The sequence below is a fragment of the Amycolatopsis sp. NPDC059235 genome (assembly GCF_042754125.1).
Classification (GTDB): Bacteria; Actinomycetota; Actinomycetes; order Mycobacteriales; family Pseudonocardiaceae; genus Amycolatopsis; species Amycolatopsis albidoflava.
In genome coordinates this window covers 100,224-116,437 of record NZ_JBHZAG010000021.1, presented here as the reverse complement: position 1 = coordinate 116,437, position 16,214 = coordinate 100,224, and the positions used below count along the sequence as shown (strand labels likewise).

Annotated in this window: 14 protein-coding genes; 10 read left to right on the top strand and 4 right to left on the bottom strand. The window is 68.6% G+C overall.

Features of this window, described 5'->3' with window-relative positions; translation table 11 throughout:
- Positions 1–199 precede the first annotated feature (199 nt).
- The 8 genes from ACFXI3_RS16640 to ACFXI3_RS16605 all read left to right on the top strand — a co-directional run bounded on the left by ACFXI3_RS16640 (position 200) and on the right by ACFXI3_RS16605 (position 10,515).
- A complete protein-coding gene (locus ACFXI3_RS16640; protein ID WP_378400204.1) occupies positions 200–997 on the top strand; it encodes a TIGR02569 family protein in 798 nt (265 codons plus the stop codon).
- Positions 998–1,112: 115 nt separating this feature from the next.
- Positions 1,113–3,149, top strand: coding sequence for a molybdopterin oxidoreductase family protein (locus ACFXI3_RS16635; RefSeq protein WP_378400203.1), 2,037 nt, complete (start codon positions 1,113–1,115; stop codon positions 3,147–3,149).
- Entirely contained in the window at positions 3,146–4,570 is a 1,425-nt protein-coding gene (locus ACFXI3_RS16630) for an FAD-dependent oxidoreductase (protein ID WP_378400202.1), read from the top strand. Before ACFXI3_RS16635 ends, ACFXI3_RS16630 begins: the two co-directional genes overlap by 4 nt.
- Before the next feature lie 26 nt (positions 4,571–4,596).
- Entirely contained in the window at positions 4,597–5,934 is a 1,338-nt protein-coding gene (locus ACFXI3_RS16625) for a nitrate/nitrite transporter (protein ID WP_378400201.1), read from the top strand.
- A gap of 1 nt (position 5,935) precedes the next feature.
- Positions 5,936–8,440, top strand: coding sequence for a nitrite reductase large subunit NirB (gene nirB, locus ACFXI3_RS16620; protein ID WP_378400200.1), 2,505 nt, complete (start codon positions 5,936–5,938; stop codon positions 8,438–8,440).
- Positions 8,437–8,769 (top strand): nitrite reductase small subunit NirD, encoded by a 333-nt coding sequence (nirD, locus tag ACFXI3_RS16615; protein ID WP_378400199.1) that lies wholly within the window; start codon positions 8,437–8,439, stop codon positions 8,767–8,769. Before nirB ends, nirD begins: the two co-directional genes overlap by 4 nt.
- Positions 8,766–9,893 (top strand): uroporphyrinogen-III synthase, encoded by a 1,128-nt coding sequence (locus tag ACFXI3_RS16610; protein WP_344288543.1) that lies wholly within the window; start codon positions 8,766–8,768, stop codon positions 9,891–9,893. The genes nirD and ACFXI3_RS16610 overlap by 4 nt, the downstream gene beginning before the upstream one ends.
- Before the next feature lie 16 nt (positions 9,894–9,909).
- Complete coding sequence (locus ACFXI3_RS16605; RefSeq protein WP_378400207.1) at positions 9,910–10,515, top strand: formylglycine-generating enzyme family protein; 606 nt, start codon at positions 9,910–9,912, stop codon at positions 10,513–10,515.
- Here ACFXI3_RS16605 and ACFXI3_RS16600 read toward each other — a convergent pair.
- From ACFXI3_RS16600 to ACFXI3_RS16590, 3 genes are read right to left on the bottom strand one after another with little or no spacing between them, the layout of a single operon-like run.
- On the bottom strand, positions 10,512–11,462 hold the full coding sequence (locus tag ACFXI3_RS16600) for a squalene cyclase (protein WP_378400198.1): 951 nt from the start codon (positions 11,460–11,462) through the stop codon (positions 10,512–10,514). The genes ACFXI3_RS16605 and ACFXI3_RS16600 overlap by 4 nt on opposite strands.
- 21 nt (positions 11,463–11,483) lie before the next feature.
- Positions 11,484–12,602 (bottom strand): DNA glycosylase AlkZ-like family protein, encoded by a 1,119-nt coding sequence (locus ACFXI3_RS16595; protein ID WP_378400197.1) that lies wholly within the window; start codon positions 12,600–12,602, stop codon positions 11,484–11,486.
- 11 nt (positions 12,603–12,613) lie between these two features.
- On the bottom strand, positions 12,614–13,009 hold the full coding sequence (locus ACFXI3_RS16590; RefSeq protein ID WP_344288535.1) for a DUF3224 domain-containing protein: 396 nt from the start codon (positions 13,007–13,009) through the stop codon (positions 12,614–12,616).
- 62 nt (positions 13,010–13,071) lie between these two features.
- Here ACFXI3_RS16590 and ACFXI3_RS16585 point away from each other — a divergent pair, with 62 nt between their 5' ends.
- Together ACFXI3_RS16585 and ACFXI3_RS16580 are read left to right on the top strand one after the other, a co-directional pair.
- Positions 13,072–14,049 carry a YafY family protein gene (locus ACFXI3_RS16585; protein ID WP_344288534.1) on the top strand — a complete coding sequence of 326 codons (978 nt, stop codon included), beginning with the start codon at positions 13,072–13,074 and terminating at the stop codon, positions 14,047–14,049.
- A gap of 53 nt (positions 14,050–14,102) precedes the next feature.
- Entirely contained in the window at positions 14,103–14,909 is an 807-nt protein-coding gene (locus ACFXI3_RS16580) for a uroporphyrinogen-III synthase (protein WP_378400196.1), read from the top strand.
- Here the strand turns inward: ACFXI3_RS16580 and ACFXI3_RS16575 are convergent.
- Positions 14,906–15,727, bottom strand: coding sequence for a siderophore-interacting protein (locus ACFXI3_RS16575; protein WP_378400195.1), 822 nt, complete (start codon positions 15,725–15,727; stop codon positions 14,906–14,908). The genes ACFXI3_RS16580 and ACFXI3_RS16575 overlap by 4 nt on opposite strands.
- Between the last annotated feature and the right edge of the window lie 487 nt (positions 15,728–16,214).

Sequence of the window (16,214 nt, the reverse complement as noted above, 5' to 3'; positions counted from 1 at the left end):
TGTGGTGTGGGGGGGTTCTTGTAATGTCTTTTTCCCCGCCTTGACAAGCACCCCCGAACCGTCAGGACAATCAAGCTTCGGGGTGGTGGCCCCCCACCGCGCGCAATGTCGCCGCCAGGCGACGAGCCGAACCAAGAAGCCCCCACGACCAGCGAGTCTCCCCAGGATCCGCACGGACACCGGGGTAACCTCCCCCTTTGTGCGGTCAACCCTCGAACGTCCCTCCGAACGCGTCTGCTCCGCGTTCGGCAGCGACGCCGACGCCATCACCCTCCTCCCGGATTCCGAATCCTGGCAATGCGCCGACGTGGTCTTCAAACGCGTCCAAGACCGCTCCGAAGCCCTCTGGACCGCCCGAGCCCTCGATTTCGCCGACGACCCGGGCCTACGGATCGCGAAACCAGTCCGCTCGAGAGACGGCCGCTGGATAGTCGGCGACTGGTCAGCCTGGCGATACCTCCCAGGCACCACCGAACACCGCTGCGAAGAATCCATCCTGGCCGCCGTCCGCTTGCACCGAGCCACCGCGGACCTCCCCCGCCCTGACTTCCTTTCCTCCCGCGACGACCGGGACGCGATCGCCGACCGAATCGCCTGGGAAGAACAAGACCGCCCCCTCCCCGAGGAAAAAGGCGGCCGCTGGTTCGAAATCCTCGCCCCGGCCCGCCGCCCGATCAAACTCCCGCACCAGGTAGCCCACGGCGAACTCCTCGCCGGCCTCCTCTTCGACGGCGACGCGGCCCCCGGAGTGGTCGACTTCGTCCCGTATTACCGCCCAGGCGAATGGGGTGCGGCGATCGCCGCAGTCGACTCCCTGATCTGGGGCGGAGCCACCGGAGCCCTGCTCGAACGCTGGGCCCACCTCCCCGAATGGCCCCAGCTCCTCCTGCGCGCCATGCTGTTCCGCCTGGCCTCGCACGCACTGGACCCCCGCTCCACCAACGCCGCCCTGGACGGCCTGCGCGCAGCCGCCCGCGAGGTCAGCGCGATCCTCTGACTCACTGCGCGCCCCCGCCGTGACGGCGGGCAATGTCAACTCCCCGAAACATTCCGGCACATCGGGGTAACACGGCGTCCTTACCGTCGGGTCATCGCCGACCCGAGGAGCGCCTGTGCCGCACGTCGACACACATTGCCCGTACTGCGCCTTGCAGTGCGGGATGCGCCTGGCTGAGACCCGGGTCACCCCAAGGGATTTCCCGGTCAACGCGGGCGGTCTGTGCCAGAAAGGCTGGACCGCCGGTTCGCTGCTGGAATCCGGCGCCCGACTGACCTCGCCGCTGCTCCGCCGAGACGGCGAACTGCAGCCGGTTTCCTGGGGCGAGGCACTGGATTTCGTCGCGGCTCGCCTGCGATCCTCGCGACAGACCCACGGCGCGGACTCGGTCGCAGTGTTCGGCGGTGGCGGCCTCACCAACGAAAAGGCTTACCTGCTCGGGAAATTCGCCCGAATTGCGCTCGGAACGTCGCAAATCGACTACAACGGCCGATTCTGCATGTCCTCCGCCGCCGCAGCAGGGATCCGCGCGTTCGGCATTGACCGCGGACTTCCTTTCCCTGTCACCGATCTTGCGGGCGCGGACGTCGTCCTGCTCGCCGGAGCGAACCCGGCCGAGACGATGCCGCCGTTCATGCAGCACCTCGACAGCGCGGAACTGATCGTCATCGACCCGCGCCGCACTCCGACAGCCGAGCGCGCCGCACTGCACCTCGCGCCCGCGCCGGGAACGGATCTTGCTCTGGCGTTGGGGATTCTGCACGCGGTCGTCGCCGAGGGATACCTGGACAAGTCCTATGTGGATCTTCGGACCGCCGGGTTCGACGAGATGTGGCGGATCGCCGCGACCTGGTGGCCGGAGCGGGTCGAGCGGGTGACCGGCGTCTCGGCCGCGGATCAGCGCCGTGCGGCGGAAATGCTGGCCCGGGCGGGAAACGCGTATGTGCTCACCGGACGCGGGACGGAACAGCACGCGTCTGGCACCGCGACAGTCGGCGGGTGGATCAATCTCGCGCTGGCGTTGGGATTGCCCGGCCGTGCTGGTTCTGGGTTCGGTTGCCTGACCGGGCAGGGCAACGGTCAGGGCGGACGAGAGCACGGGCAGAAGGCGGATCAACTGCCGGGATATCGCAAGATCGACGACCCGGCGGCGCGTGCGTACGTGGCCGGAGTTTGGGGCGTACCGGCGGAAAGCTTGCCGGGGCCGGGAGGGTCGGCGGTCGAACTGCTCGAGGAATTGGGCGATTCGATCAAGGCGTTGCTGGTGTTCGGGAGCAACCCGGTGGTGTCCGCGCCGCGGTCGGCTCGTGTGCAGGACCGGTTGGCTGGGCTGGATCTTCTCGTGGTGGCGGACTTCGTCCTGTCGGAAACCGCGGAATTGGCCGACGTGGTTTTCCCGGTGCCGCAATGGGCCGAGGAGGAGGGCACGTTGACCAATCTCGAAGGCCGGGTCCTCCTGCGGCAGCGCTCGATCCAGCCACCGGACGGAGTGCGCAGCGATCTGACGCTCTTGCGGGAGCTCGCAGTCCGCATTGGACAGCCAGCTGAGCGATTTCCGGAAGACGCGGCGGAGGTTTTTGAGGAACTGCGTGCCGCGTCGAAGGGCGGAGCCGCGGACTACTCCGGCGTGACCTATCAACGGTTGCGTTCCGGGGAAGCGTTGCACTGGCCGATTCCGGACGAGACACACCCGGGCACGCCACGAATGTTTCTCGACGGATTCGCGCATCCGGACGGCCGGGCGCGCTTCGCGGAGGTTGACCACAGTGGACCCGCCGAGTTGCCGGACGAGATGTTTCCGTTGCAGGCCACGACCGGCCGAGTGCTGCAGCATTACCAATCCGGTGCGCAGACTCGCCGGATCGCGGAGCTGACGGCGGTCGTGCCGGAGGTGTTCGTCGAGGTGCACCCGGATACCGCGGCGCGTTCCGGGCTGGCCGACGGCGATCGTGCGGTGGTGCGGTCGCGGCGCGGGGAGACGGTCGCGCAGGTGCGGTGTGTTTCGTCGATGCGAGCCGACCTGGTCTTCCTGCCGTTTCACTTTCCCGGTGCGGCACGGGCGAATCTGGTGACCAACCCGGCGCTCGACCCGGTGAGCCGGATGCCGGAGTTCAAAGTGTGCGCCGTGTCGTTGGCGAGGGCGGAAGCATGAGCGCGCGGAACGTCGTCATCATCGGATACGGAATGGCCGGTGCCCGGCTCGCGGACGAGATCCGGCGACGCGATCCGGAAGCGGACCGAGTTCGGTTGACGGTGCTCGGCGAAGAGCAACACCCGGCGTACAACCGAGTGTTGCTGTCCACTGTGGTCGCTGGCGGGATGCATCCGGAAACGGTGCGCCTGCACGATTCGGAATGGGCGGCGCAGGCACAGGTCGACCTGCGGCTCGGAACGCGAGTGACGCGAATCGACCCGGCGCGGCGAGTGGTCCGCACTGAAACCGAGGATTTCCCTTACGACGCCGTGGTCCTCGCGACCGGTGCGGCACCATGGTTGCCGCCGGTCGAAGGGCTCGAACTCGGCCCAGAGGTCGTGACGTTCCGGACCTTGGACGACTGTGCGCGCATCGTCGACGCAGCACGCCCGGGAGCACCGGTCGCGGTACTCGGCGGCGGGCTGCTCGGCCTGGAAGCCGCACGCGGGCTGGCCGGTCGTGGCGCGAACGTGACCGTGGTGCACCCGCAGCCGCATGTGCTGGAACGGCAACTGGATTCCGGTGCCGGCCGAGTGCTGGCTCGCCGGTTGGCAGAGCTGGGTGTCACCTTCCGGTTCGAGGTGACAGCCGCCCGGCACCTGCCCGGCGACGGACTGAAACTCGACGACGGCAGCTTCGTTCCCGCCGACCTCGTGGTCGTCGCGGCCGGGGTGCGGCCGGAGACCTCGCTCGCCGAAGCCGCCGGACTCGCGGTGGATCGCGGCATCCTGGTCGACGATCTACTGAGGACTAGCGACGGCCGGATCCACGCACTGGGCGACTGCGCACGCCACCCAGGCGCGCCAGCGGGATTGGTCCAGCCGGCTTGGGAACAGGCCGCAGTGCTCGCGGACCTGCTCACCGGCGCGGACGCCACGGCGCGGTATCGCGGCACTCGCACGGTAACTCGGCTCAAGGCCCGCGACATCGACCTCGCCGCACTCGGCGAAACGCAGGTGACCAGCGAGGACGACGCAGCCGAGGTCGTGACCTTCGACGATCCGTCCGGCGGCCGGTACGGCAAGCTCGTCGTGCGCGGCGACCGAGTGACCGGCGCGATCCTGCTCGGCTTGCCGGACGCGGCGGCGACCGTGACGCAGCTGCACGACCGTGGGACGCCGGTCCCCGAAGATCGGCTCGCAGTTCTGCTCGGCCGCGCGTTGCCCGCGGGCGCGCCGACAGCGGCGAGCCCGGCCGATCTTCCTTCGTCCACAGTGATCTGCCGCTGCAACGCGGTGACCAAAGGCCGGCTGATCGAAGCCTGGCGGGGTGGCGCCACCGACGCTGCCGCACTCGCCCGAACCACCCGCGCCACCACGGGTTGCGGCAGCTGCCGCGACACGGTCGGCGCGGTCGCGGACTGGCTGGCCGCGCAATGACCGCCCCCGGTACCAAGGAGGACGCCATGACCCGCCGTTGGATCGAGCACTGGGATCCCGAGGACGACGAGTTCTGGGAGACCACCGGCAAGCGCGTCGCCCGGCGCAACCTGTGGTTTTCCGTGTTCTCCGAGCACATCGGCTTCTCGATCTGGACATTGTGGTCAGTCGTGGTGCTGTTCATGGGCCCGGCTTACGGCTTCAGCGCGGCGGACAAGTTCCTGCTCGTCTCCACGCCGACGGTGGTCGGCGCGATCATGCGGATCCCGTACACCTTCGCGGTCGCGCGATTCGGCGGTCGCAATTGGACAGTCATCAGTGCGCTGCTGCTGCTCATCCCGACGGTGCTGACCGCAGTCGTGCTACACCCGGGCACCTCGCTCGGAACGTTCGTGTTGATGGCGGCGCTCGGCGGTGTCGGCGGCGGCAACTTCGCGTCGTCGATGGCGAACATCAACACTTTCTACCCAGAACGGCATAAGGGCTGGGCGCTCGGGTTGAACGCCGGTGGCGGAAACCTTGGCGTCGCAGTGATTCAGCTTGTCGGATTGCTCGTGATCGGCACTGCAGGTGCGACAGCTCCGCGACTGGTGCTCTACATCTACCTTCCCCTGATCGTCATCGCCGCGACGTGCGCCGCGTTGTTCATGGACAACCTGGCCAGTGTTCGCGGTGACACCAAGGCAATGCGCGAAGTAGTCCGCTTTGGACATACCTGGGTCATGTCGCTGCTGTACGTCGGCACGTTCGGTTCCTTCATCGGTTACAGCTTCGCCTTCGGATTGGTGCTGCAGAACCAGTTCGGCCGGACGCCGTTGCAGGCGGCCGCGGTGACGTTCCTCGGTCCGCTGCTGGGTTCGCTGTCCCGGCCGATCGGCGGCTGGCTGTCGGATCGCATCGGTGGCGGCCGGGTCACCTTCGCGACCTTCGGCGCGATGGCGCTGGCGACCGTGGTGCTGGTGCTGGCTTCCTCGGCTGACTCGCTGGCGACGTTCACCGCCGCGTTCATCGTTTTGTTCGTGCTCACCGGAATCGGCAACGGTTCGACCTACAAGATGATCCCGGCGATCTTCCAGGTGAAGGCTCGGGCGGCGATTCAGGCCGGTGCGGACGAAGCGACGGAATTGCGGAACGCGCGTCGGCTGTCCGGAGCCTTGATCGGGTTGGCGGGCGCGATCGGCGCGCTGGGCGGATTGTTCATCAACCTCGCGTTCCGGCAGTCGTTCGCCACCGCGCACAGCGGTGTCCCGGCGTTCGTCGGATTCCTGGTCTTCTACGCGGTGTGCGTGGGTGTGACGTGGTTCGGCTATCTGCGCAAGCCAGCGGTGCGCGCGCAGGTGGCGTTGGCAGGAGCGGAGGTCTGAAATGCCTACAGTGGTGGTCGCCGGGCACGGAATGGTCGCGCACCGGTTCGTGGAGGCACTTCGCGCGGCAGACGCGGCGGGCGAGTGGCGGGTCGTCGTCTTCGGCGAGGAGAACCGTCCCGCTTACGACCGGGTCGCGCTGACCTCCTATGTGGACAGCTGGGATCCGGCGGCGCTGGCGTTGCCGGGATCGGACTACGCCGGAGACGACGCGGTCGACCTTCGCCTCGGCGAGGTCGTTGTTTCAGTGGATCGCGAAGCCAAGACAGTGACAACGGCGGCCGGACACGTGCAGCCGTATGACTCGCTTGTGCTGGCGACCGGTTCTCGTCCGTTCGTGCCGCCGGTGCCGGGCCGGGAGCTGCCCGGCGTTTTCGTGTACCGGACGATCGAAGACCTCGACGCCATTCGCGCGGCGGCCGAACGGCAAGGACGCGGCCGTCGGGCGGCGGTGGTCATCGGCGGTGGTCTGCTCGGCCTGGAAGCGGCGAAGGCGTTGCGGGACATGGGCTTGTCGCCACACGTCGTGGAAATGGCACCGCGATTGATGCCCTTGCAGGTCGACGATGGCGGCGGCGGGCTGCTGCGGCGGTTGATCGCGAATCTCGACGTGACCGTCCACACCGGAACTTCAACGGACGCGATCGAGGCCGACGGATCGCGACTGCTGGCCAAGCTGGGCAACGGCACCGAGCTGGATGTCGACCTGGTGGTCTTTTCAGCGGGTGTCCGCCCTCGTGACGACCTGGCCCGGGAGTCCGGTTTGGACGTTGGCGAGCGCGGCGGCGTGCTGGTCGACGCGACCTGCCGGACCAGCGATTCGGCGGTCTACGCGATCGGCGAGTGTGCGGCGGTCGAAGGCCGGGTGTACGGCATCGTCGCGCCGGGATACGCGATGGCGGAGGTGGTCGCGGCGCAGCTCACGGGTGCCGCGGCGAGCTTCCCCGAGCCGGACACCGCGACGAAGCTGAAGCTGATGGGCGTGGACGTCGCCAGTTTCGGCGACGCGCACGCGGCCACCGAAGGAGCGCTGGAAGTCGCGGTGAACGACGCCGTGGCCGGGACGTACAAGAAGCTCGTGGTGACCGACGACGGCCGGACGCTGCTCGGCGGGGTTCTGGTCGGCGACGCGGCGGAATACAACACGCTGCGGGCGTTGGTCGGCCGTCCGCTGCCTGCCGACCCGGGCGCGTTGCTCGCGCCGGCGGGCGGCGGCGCGGCGGTCGGCGTGGACGCCTTGCCGGACGAGGCACAGGTTTGTTCGTGCAACGGGGTTTCCAAGGGTGCGCTGACCCGGGCGATCACTGAGGACGGCTGCGATTCGGTCGGGAAGCTGAAGTCGTGCACGCGGGCGGGAACCTCGTGCGGTTCATGCGTGCCGATGCTGGCGAAGCTGCTGAACGCGTGCGGCGTCGAGCAGTCGAAGGCGCTGTGCGAACACTTCACGCAGTCGCGCGCGGAGCTGTTCGAGATCATCCGGGCGACTCGAATGACGACGTTCAGCGAGGTGGTGAGCCGCTACGGCACCGGGACCGGTTGTGCGGTCTGCAAGCCCGCGGTGGCGTCGATCCTGGCGACGCTGGGCAACGGGCACATCCTCGGCGGCGAGCAGGCCTCGCTGCAGGACACGAACGACCGGTTCCTCGCGAACATGCAGCGCAACGGCAGCTATTCCGTGGTGCCGCGGATTCCCGGCGGGGAGATCACGCCGGAGAAGCTGATGGTGATCGCGCAAGTCGCGCAGGATTTCGGGCTGTACACGAAGATCACCGGCGGACAGCGGATTGACCTGTTCGGGGCCACTGTGGACCAGCTGCCGGAGATCTGGCGGCGACTGGTCGACGCGGGCTTCGAGTCCGGGCACGCGTACGGAAAGTCGTTGCGCACAGTAAAATCCTGCGTTGGTTCGACCTGGTGCCGGTATGGTGTGCAGGACAGCGTGGGGCTGGCGATCGACCTGGAGTTGCGGTATCGAGGTCTGCGGTCGCCGCACAAGATCAAGGCCGGAGTGTCCGGGTGTGCGCGTGAATGTGCTGAAGCGCGTGGCAAGGATTTCGGCGTGATCGCCACCGAACACGGATGGAACCTTTACGTCGGCGGCAACGGCGGCGCGACACCTCGGCACGCTGAGCTTCTCGTGTCTGATGTGGACACCGAGACGCTGGTGCGCACGATCGACCGGTTCCTGATGTTCTACGTGCGCACGGCGGATCGGCTGCAGCGCACGGCACCGTGGATCGAGGAGCTGGACGGCGGACTGGACCACCTGCGCGCGGTGATCGTGGACGACAGCCTTGGTATCTGCGAGGACCTGGACGCGGCGATGGCGAAACACGTCGAGGGCTACACCGACGAATGGCGCGGGGTGCTGGAGGATCCGGACAAGCTGGCGCGCTTCAGTTCGTTCGTGAACGCACCAGGGACGCCCGACCCGTCGATCTCGTTCCGCGAGGAGCGGGAGCAGCGGATCCCGGTGTTGCTGGGAGTTCCGGAGGTGCGGCGATGACCATGACCTCGTCCTGGACCGCGGTGTGCGGGGCAGTGGACATTCCGGAGTTCTCCGGAGCCGCGGCACTGGTAGACGGCCAGCAGGTCGCGGTGTTCCACGCCGGCGACGGCTGGTACGCACTGTCTAATTGGGACCCGTGCAGCGGCGCGGCCGTGCTGTCGCGCGGGATTGTCGGCGACGCTGGGGGAGAGCCGGTGGTCGCGTCGCCGGTCTACAAAGAACGGTTTTCGCTCCGAAGCGGAAAGTGCCTGGACGCGGAAGGCGTTTCGGTGCCGGTGTATCCGGTTCGCGTACGGGACGGGGTGATCGAGGTGGGATCACCGTGACCGACGTCCGGCCGCTGGCCGGGTTCACGGTGGGAATCACGGCAGCGCGCCGAGCTGAAGAGCTGGGCGCGCTGCTCGTGCGCCAGGGCGCCGCGGTCCGCTATGGACCGGCGATCCGGATCGTGCCGCTGGCGGACGACACCGAGCTGCATTCGGCGACGATGCGATTGCTGGAGTCGCCAGTGGACCTTGTCGTGGCGACGACCGGGATCGGCTTTCGCGGCTGGATCGAGGCCGCGGAAGGGTGGGGCCTCGGGGATAAAGTGCTCGACCATCTGTCGAACGCCTCGCTGCTGGCTCGCGGCCCGAAAGCGGCTGGCGCGGTGCGGACGGCGGGGCTGGCGGAGGACTATTCGCCCGCTTCGGAGAGCAGCGCGGAACTGTTGCAGTACCTGACCAAGTCCGGAGTGGACGGACGGCGGATCGCGCTTCAGCTGCACGGCGAGCCGTTGCCGTTCTTCGCGGAGACCCTTCGGCAGGCAGGCGCCGAGGTGATCGAGATCCCGGTGTACCGCTGGGTGGCCCCGGCAGACCCGGGACCGCTCGACCGGCTGTTGGACGCGGTCCTGGAAGGCACGATCGACGCCTTGCCGTTCACGAGCGCGCCCGCTGCCGCGTCGACCGTCGCGATGGCGCGGCGGACTGGCCGGCTCGGCGCGCTGGTCGAGGTGTTGAGCAGCCGGGTGGCGGTGGCGTGCGTCGGTCCGATCACCGCTGCGCCACTTGCCTCGCTGGGTGTTCCGACTGTCCAACCGAGACGGTCGCGAATAGGGGCGCTGGCGCGAACGGTCGCCGAGACCTTGGTCGCGGCCTCGCCGACGCTGTACGCCGCAGGCCATGTGCTGCAGGTCCGCGGCACCGGCGCGCTGGTCGACGGCGAATGGCGCGAGATCGCCCCGGCTCCGATGGCGCTCCTGCGCGCCCTCGCCCGGCAACCTGGCCGGGTGGTCGCGCGCCGGGAACTGTCCGCCGAGCTTCCGTCCGGCGGCGAGGCGCACGCGGTGGAGACGGCGATCGGCCGGTTGCGCACGTCTCTTGGCGGCACCGGAGTGGTGCAGACTGTGGTCAAGCGCGGCTATCGGCTGGCGGTGAATCCCGGCGACACCCCGGTGCCGATCGGCTAATCTCGGCCTGGTGCGGATGGTCCCGATTCCGCCGGGAACGGTGACGCTCACCGACCGGCGGACAGAACGCAGCTGGACAGTCGACGTGCCCGCGTTCGAGCTAGGCGCGTTCCCGGTCACTCAAGAGGAATACAGCGGCGGCGGGGGGCTGCCCGCGGTCGAGGTGTCCTGGTTGGACGCGGTGCGGTTCTGCAACACACTGTCCGAACGCGACGGACTATCGCCCGCTTACGCGATTGGCGACGAGGTGGAGTGGGACCGGTCCGCTTCCGGCTACCGGCTGCCTACCGAAGCTGAGTGGGAACACGCCTGCCGCGCTGGCACCGAAGGCCCTCGGTACGGCGACCTGGACGAGATCGCCTGGTACGAAGGAAACTCCGGCGGTCGGCTGCATCCCTCCGGCGAGAAGCGTCCGAACGCCTGGGGTGCCTACGATCTGCTCGGCAACAGTTGGGATTGGTGCTGGGATCTCTACGATCCGGCCGTGTACGGCGAGTATCGGGTGCTCAAGGGCGGCGGCTGGGCGGACGAACACTGGAGCGTCCGGGTGTCCGTGCGCCGCCGGAGCCACCCGACCTTCCGGGTGGACGACGTCGGCTTTCGGGTCGCACGGTCCAGTTAGGACTGTGCGGAGTCCCACCAGGACAGAATCCGGGTTCCGTACAGCGTCAGCCACTTGGAGGGTTCTCCGGCCGGGACGTCGACCTCGAACCACATGTCGCCGTTGAGCCGGCCGTCCTGCAGCCAGGTTCCGTCCGGCTGCCGAGCGGCGCGAACCCGTTCCACCGCGTCGGAGAGCCGTGGGTCAGGCGGAAGGTCGTCCACGATCGCGGCCTCGCGGAAGTGCTCGACCGCGTTGATCGCGCTGTAATGCCACCGCACCGGATACGCGAAATGATCTACCCACGAGGCCACCTGCTCGCCGGTCGAGAGCCGGTACAGCAGACGGCGTTCCAGCAGATACTCCTCGCCGGCGCGGCGGGCAGCGTGCGTCTCGTCGGTGCCGCCGGTCGCGATGTCGTAGGCGAGGAGGCCCTTCACCGCGTTCAGCGTCGAGTGGAAGGACGAGCGTTTCGACCCGTCGACCCATTCGCAGTTCCAGCCGCCGTCGGCCAGCTGGTGCTCGGGGAACCAATGGGCGAGCTGGGAGACGTCCACGCCGAGCCAGCCGCCGTTCGCGAGGGTCCAGGCGTTGATGCAGACGTCGACCTCGCCGTCCCAGTACGGCAGATTGTGGTATTCCCAGCAGGAATTCTCGGCGATCAATTCCGCGGTCCGGCGAGCGCGCAGCACCGCCGAATCCAGGCCCCATTCCCGGAGCATGTTGAGCGACCAGGTGGTGGCCGTCCACGGCTGCCCGGTGTCCGGGCCGGGGGTGAATTGCGCCGGGAAGAACGCGCCGCCTGCCCATTGCCCGTCCGGGTCTTGGCGGGCGAGGAGTTGCGCGCCGAAGCCCTCGGTCGCGATCTTGTGCCGGGTGGCCGTCCAGACTTCGGGCGGCGCGTCCGCTAAGTCCCGTTCGACCTGCCAGCGCAGCGTCGGGTCTGAGTCGAGCAGCCATTTCAGCACGTCAGGACTTTATCCCGGCGGTCAACCCCACGTCACGGAGAAATCCTGGTAGCCGCGGGCGGACGCGGCCCGGGCCGCCTCGTCCTCGGCGGCTTGGCGGTCCGAGCGGCGGAGCGGATCGAATTCGGCCAACGTGAAGGCGAGGCGTTTGCCCGACGCTTTCATCCGCCAGGTACCCATGATCTCGCCGTCGACCAATAACGCACCAGGGCTGCCGAGAATCTTCCACACCTCTTTCGCCCGCGCTTTGTCCGGAACGAGGACGGCTTTGTCACGGCCCTGCGTGTACGGATCGAGCGGCGGCAACAGGCGTACTCCAGCAGCCGACGGCGGGTTCTCCAACGCGGGCAACCGATCCTTCGGGATGAAAGCCTGTCGACCGTCCACTTTGACCTCAGCGAGCGAGGAAGGCCAAGTCTCGCTTACGGAAGTCTTCGCGGTGCCGAGAAATCCCGCCGAGTCGCCTTGCGTCGCAGGCCCGTTGAAGCGCAAATACTGCTCGATCACTCGCGAAACCGCCGCCGGGACCGGGCGCGTGGACATCCGTCCGCGATCCTCCAGCGGGGCGAGCGTCGCCGGGGATTGTCCGGCTTCGAGCCGTGCGCCGCCGTGCAGGGAGGCGATTCGCATGAGCTGTTCGTGCACGTGAGTGGCGTTGCAGCCGCGGCACCAGCGGCTGAACGCGGGCGGGAGCAGCTTCGTGATCTCGCCGCTCACCGCGCCCTTGGTCATCGGCTTGGTGACCACTTTGCGGATTGCCCGCGCGGTGGTGAACACAATGTCCACAGGGGACACGTCAGCGGCCTGGATGTCTTTCTTCTGCCACAACATCCGGGCCAGCGCGTCCGGATCGTCGACCGGCACCAAGGCGGCGGTCAGCTCCGGAAGATCCGCGCGCCGGTGGAAATGCGGCGCGCCCCGGTGCGACCACACCAGGGCGAGCCGCTGATCGTCCACAAGCGACTCCGGCGTCACCTCATCCGGCATCCGGGCTGCTAGTGCGAGCAGAGCGGTGTCGCGCATGCTGTCCTGCAGACCGAGGTCCAGCAGCGGCAGGTCGTACGGATCGGCGACGGAGCGGTGCAGCCCCTGCTCGGCGATCCGGTACGCCAGCGCCTGTTCGCGCGACACCTCCAGCATCCCGGCCTCCTTCAGATCTTGTAGTCGAAGGTGTACGACACAGTCGGCTCGCCCAGCACGCCGTGCACCGTGCCGGAGCCGCTGATGCCGGCCAGTTCGCCGGTCCCGGAGCCGGGCACGACCTCGAACGTCGAGCGGATGCTCTTCGGGTCGAAGCCCCACTCCTGGCGGACCACGAACGTGCCGCGGCGGCCGTCGACAGTGCCCTCGAACCGGTCGTAGCCCGGCGACGTGGTCGCGCCGCCGTCGTAGCCTTCGCCCGGGTAGTACAGCAGGTAGTCGCCAGTGGCCGCACCCTGGATGACGCCCGAGTACTCCATCGCGGCGTGCACGTACGCGACGCGCGGGCTGCCCTCCTCGCCGCTCGCCACGTGCTCTTCCCACTTCGTCATGCCAAACGTGTTCATGCCGCTTACTCAATCACCCATACCTGCCATCTTGTGTCAGGTATTTCAGTCATACTTGCCGCATGCGTGCCGGCCGTTTGCTCACCGTGCTTCTCCTGCTGCAGAACCGCGGCCGGATGACCGCCGAGGAATTGGCCGCTGAGCTGGAGGTTTCGGTCCGGACGGTGTACCGGGACATCGACGCGCTGTCGGCCTCGGGGGTGCCGGTGTACGCCGACCGCGGCCGCAGCGGCGGCTACCAGCTCGTCGACGGCTACCGGACCCGGCTGACCGGCCTCAACGAGGACGAAGCCCAGTCGCTGGCGCTGGCCGGGCTGCCGGTGGCGGCCGCGGAGCTGGGGCTCGGCACGGTGCTGGCGGCCGCGCAGCTGAAGCTGTACGCGGCGTTGCCGCAGGAGCTGCGCAGCCGCGCCGGCCGCGTCGCGGAACGCTTCTACCTCGACGTTCCCGGCTGGCACCGAGGCATCGAAAGCCTGCCGACGCTGTCCGCGGTGGCCGACGCGGTGTGGTCCGCGCGGCGGATCCGCGTGCGGTACGAACGGTGGGGACAGCGCGAGGTCGAGCGGGTGCTGGAACCGCTGGGGCTGATCCTCAAAGCGGGCAACTGGTACCTGGCCGCCCGGTGCGAGGGGACCGATCGCACCTACCGGATTTCGCGCATCCACGAGCTGACCGACCTCGGCGAGGAGTTCGAGCGACCGGCGGAATTCGACCTCGCCGGTTACTGGCAGGAGTGGTCGGAGCAGTTCGAACGCCGGATGTACCCCCGAAAGGCGACAGTGCGCCTCTCGCCGCGCTCCCAGGCTCTCGTACCGTTCTACGCAGGCAGCGTCGGTGCCCGGGCGCTTCGCGAGGCAGTCGCCGCCGGAGCGGAACCGGACGGCGACGGATGGTTGACGATCGACCTGCCGGTCGAACCGGGCGAAGCGGCGATCGGCGAACTGCTGCGGTTCGGGCCGCATCTGGAGGTGCTGGCGCCGGAGGACCTGCGGACGGAACTGGCGGCGGCGGTCCGGGAGATGGGGCAGAGGTATGAATGACCTGATCAGGGCACTGCTGCCGGGCGCGACTTCACCGGAAACGAGGCAAACGGATGGGTGAGCTGGACGGCGTGCGGATCGGCGTCACGGCCGAGCGGCGCGCGGACGACCTGATCGGCGCGTTGCTCAGGCATGGCGCGGAAGTGCGGCACGCGCCGACGATCACGATCGTCCCGCTCCCCGACGATCCGGAATTGCGCCGAGGCACCGAAGCCGTCCTCGCCGCGCCGGTCGACCTCACCGCGGTCACCACCGGGGCGGGGTTCCGCGGCTGGCTCGACGCCGCCGAAGGCTGGGGCCTGCGCGACGCGCTGCTGGACTCGCTGGCCGGGTCGCGCATCTTCGCGCGCGGCCCGAAAGCGGTGGGTGCGGTGCGTGGCGTCGGTCTGCGCGAGCAGTACTCCGCGCCCGGCGAGACCAACGACGAGCTGTTCGGCGCGCTCACCGAAGCCGGTGTCAATGGCGCGCGCGTGGCGTTGCAACTGCACGGCGCACCGCTGCCGGAGTTCACCGATCCGCTCGAGGCGGCGGGGGCGTCCGTGCTCGCAGTGCAGCCCTACCGCTGGCACACGCCACCGAATCCGGAGCCGGTGTTCTCGTTGATCCGCGAAGTGCTGTCGGGAGAACTGGCCGCGTTGGTGTTCACCAGCGCCCCGGCCGCGACGAATTTCCTGACGCTCGCCGACGAATCCGGGCGTGGAGCGGAGCTGCGCGAGACCCTGCGCGGTGGCACGGTCGTCTGCGCGTGCGTTGGTCCGGTGACCGCTGCGCCGTTGGAGGCAGCAGGAATCCGCACGCTACAGCCGGAGCGTCAGCGGCTAGGCGCGTTGGTGAAGCTAGTAGTCGCGAAGCTCGGTTAAGACGCTTCGGCCTGCTGTCGTCCGGCTGCTTCTTCGCTGAGGCCTTGCCGCCAGTAACCGGTGAAGCAGATGGCGGTCTTGTCGAAGCCTCGCTCGCGGACAAGGTGTCGCCGAACGAGCTTCACGACACCTGCTTCGCCGGACACCCACGCATACGGCGTGCCGTTGGGCAACTCGGCCGCGCGTACGGCGTCTACGAGCGCTTCGCCGTGCGTACGCGCACCGCGGACCACCCAGTGCACTTCGACCGCACCGTTGGTCTCGAAGGTCTGTCGCTCTGCGCGGTCCGGAATCTCGACGTACACCGACGCGCGCGTCGATTGCGGCAGCCGCTCGAGAATCCCGCCGATCGCCGGCAGCGCTGTTTCGTCACCGACCAACAGTTGCCATGTCGTCCCGTCGGGCACGTCGTACAACCCGTGCGGCCCGAGGAACGCGACGCGCCCGCCGACCGCCGCCTGCCCGGCCCACGTCGACGCCGGGCCGCCGCTCTCCTCGTGCAGCACGAAGTCGACGTCCACCTCGCCGCTCTCCGGACGCGCCGCGCGCACCGTGTACGTCCGCATCGGCGGCCGGACGTCGTCGGGCATCGCGAGGTAGCGGCGGTACCACGACAGGACGTCGTCCTCGCCCATCTCAGCGGGCGGCAGATGCGGCTCCTCGTCGCCGGGGAGCGGGAAGAACACCTTCACGTACGCGTCCGGTGCCACCGGACCCGCCGCGGCGAGCCCCGGGCAGTCGAACGTGACCCGAGCCATGTGCGGGGTGACCCGCCGAACCGCGGTGACCTTGCCGGGGTGGTAAGTGAGGGTGCCCATGAGGTGAGGCTAACCTAAACCGTGCGGGCCGGGCTATGGCTGGGGAGGATGGCGGACGCCACGTTTGCCGGGATCGGGCGGGACCGGCCGCGAGATCAGGCCTAGAGGCGATGAGCAGGTCCGTGAAGGGCTCCTTGAGGGAATCTAGTTCCCTCAAGGAGCCCTTCACGGACCGCTGCGGGAGTGGAGAGCCGCCTCGGCCGCGTTTCGCCCCGGCCGCGCGACACCACTGCCAAACCCCAATGTGGCATTGGGTGCGCGCGACGCACCGAATGCCACATTGGGTGCGTCAGATGCACCCAATGTGGCATTGGGGCGGAGTCCTGCCGAGCAGCGGTGCCGTCTCGCACGCGCAGCAGCGCTGTCCGGAAGCCATGGCGCGGGAGTGGCTGTGCGGAGTCCATGGTGCGCGAGTGGTCGTGCGGAGGCCACGGCGCGGAAGTGGCCGTGCGGAGTTCATGGTGCGGGAGCGGCTGTGCGGAGGCCA

Excerpts from the sequence above, each read along its gene's own strand:
- ACFXI3_RS16630 (WP_378400202.1), top strand. The coding sequence starts at position 3,146 with ATGAGCGCGCGGAACGTCGTCATCATCGGATACGGAATGGCCGGTGCC.
- ACFXI3_RS16625 (WP_378400201.1), top strand. The coding sequence starts at position 4,597 with ATGACCCGCCGTTGGATCGAGCACTGGGATCCCGAGGACGACGAGTTC.
- ACFXI3_RS16585 (WP_344288534.1), top strand. The coding sequence starts at position 13,072 with ATGCGTGCCGGCCGTTTGCTCACCGTGCTTCTCCTGCTGCAGAACCGC.
- ACFXI3_RS16605 (WP_378400207.1), top strand. The coding sequence starts at position 9,910 with ATGGTCCCGATTCCGCCGGGAACGGTGACGCTCACCGACCGGCGGACA.
- ACFXI3_RS16580 (WP_378400196.1), top strand. The coding sequence starts at position 14,103 with ATGGGTGAGCTGGACGGCGTGCGGATCGGCGTCACGGCCGAGCGGCGC.
- ACFXI3_RS16590 (WP_344288535.1), bottom strand. The coding sequence starts at position 13,009 with ATGAACACGTTTGGCATGACGAAGTGGGAAGAGCACGTGGCGAGCGGC.
- nirB (WP_378400200.1), top strand. The coding sequence starts at position 5,936 with ATGCCTACAGTGGTGGTCGCCGGGCACGGAATGGTCGCGCACCGGTTC.
- ACFXI3_RS16595 (WP_378400197.1), bottom strand. The coding sequence starts at position 12,602 with ATGCTGGAGGTGTCGCGCGAACAGGCGCTGGCGTACCGGATCGCCGAG.
- nirD (WP_378400199.1), top strand. The coding sequence starts at position 8,437 with ATGACCATGACCTCGTCCTGGACCGCGGTGTGCGGGGCAGTGGACATT.
- ACFXI3_RS16575 (WP_378400195.1), bottom strand. The coding sequence starts at position 15,727 with ATGGGCACCCTCACTTACCACCCCGGCAAGGTCACCGCGGTTCGGCGG.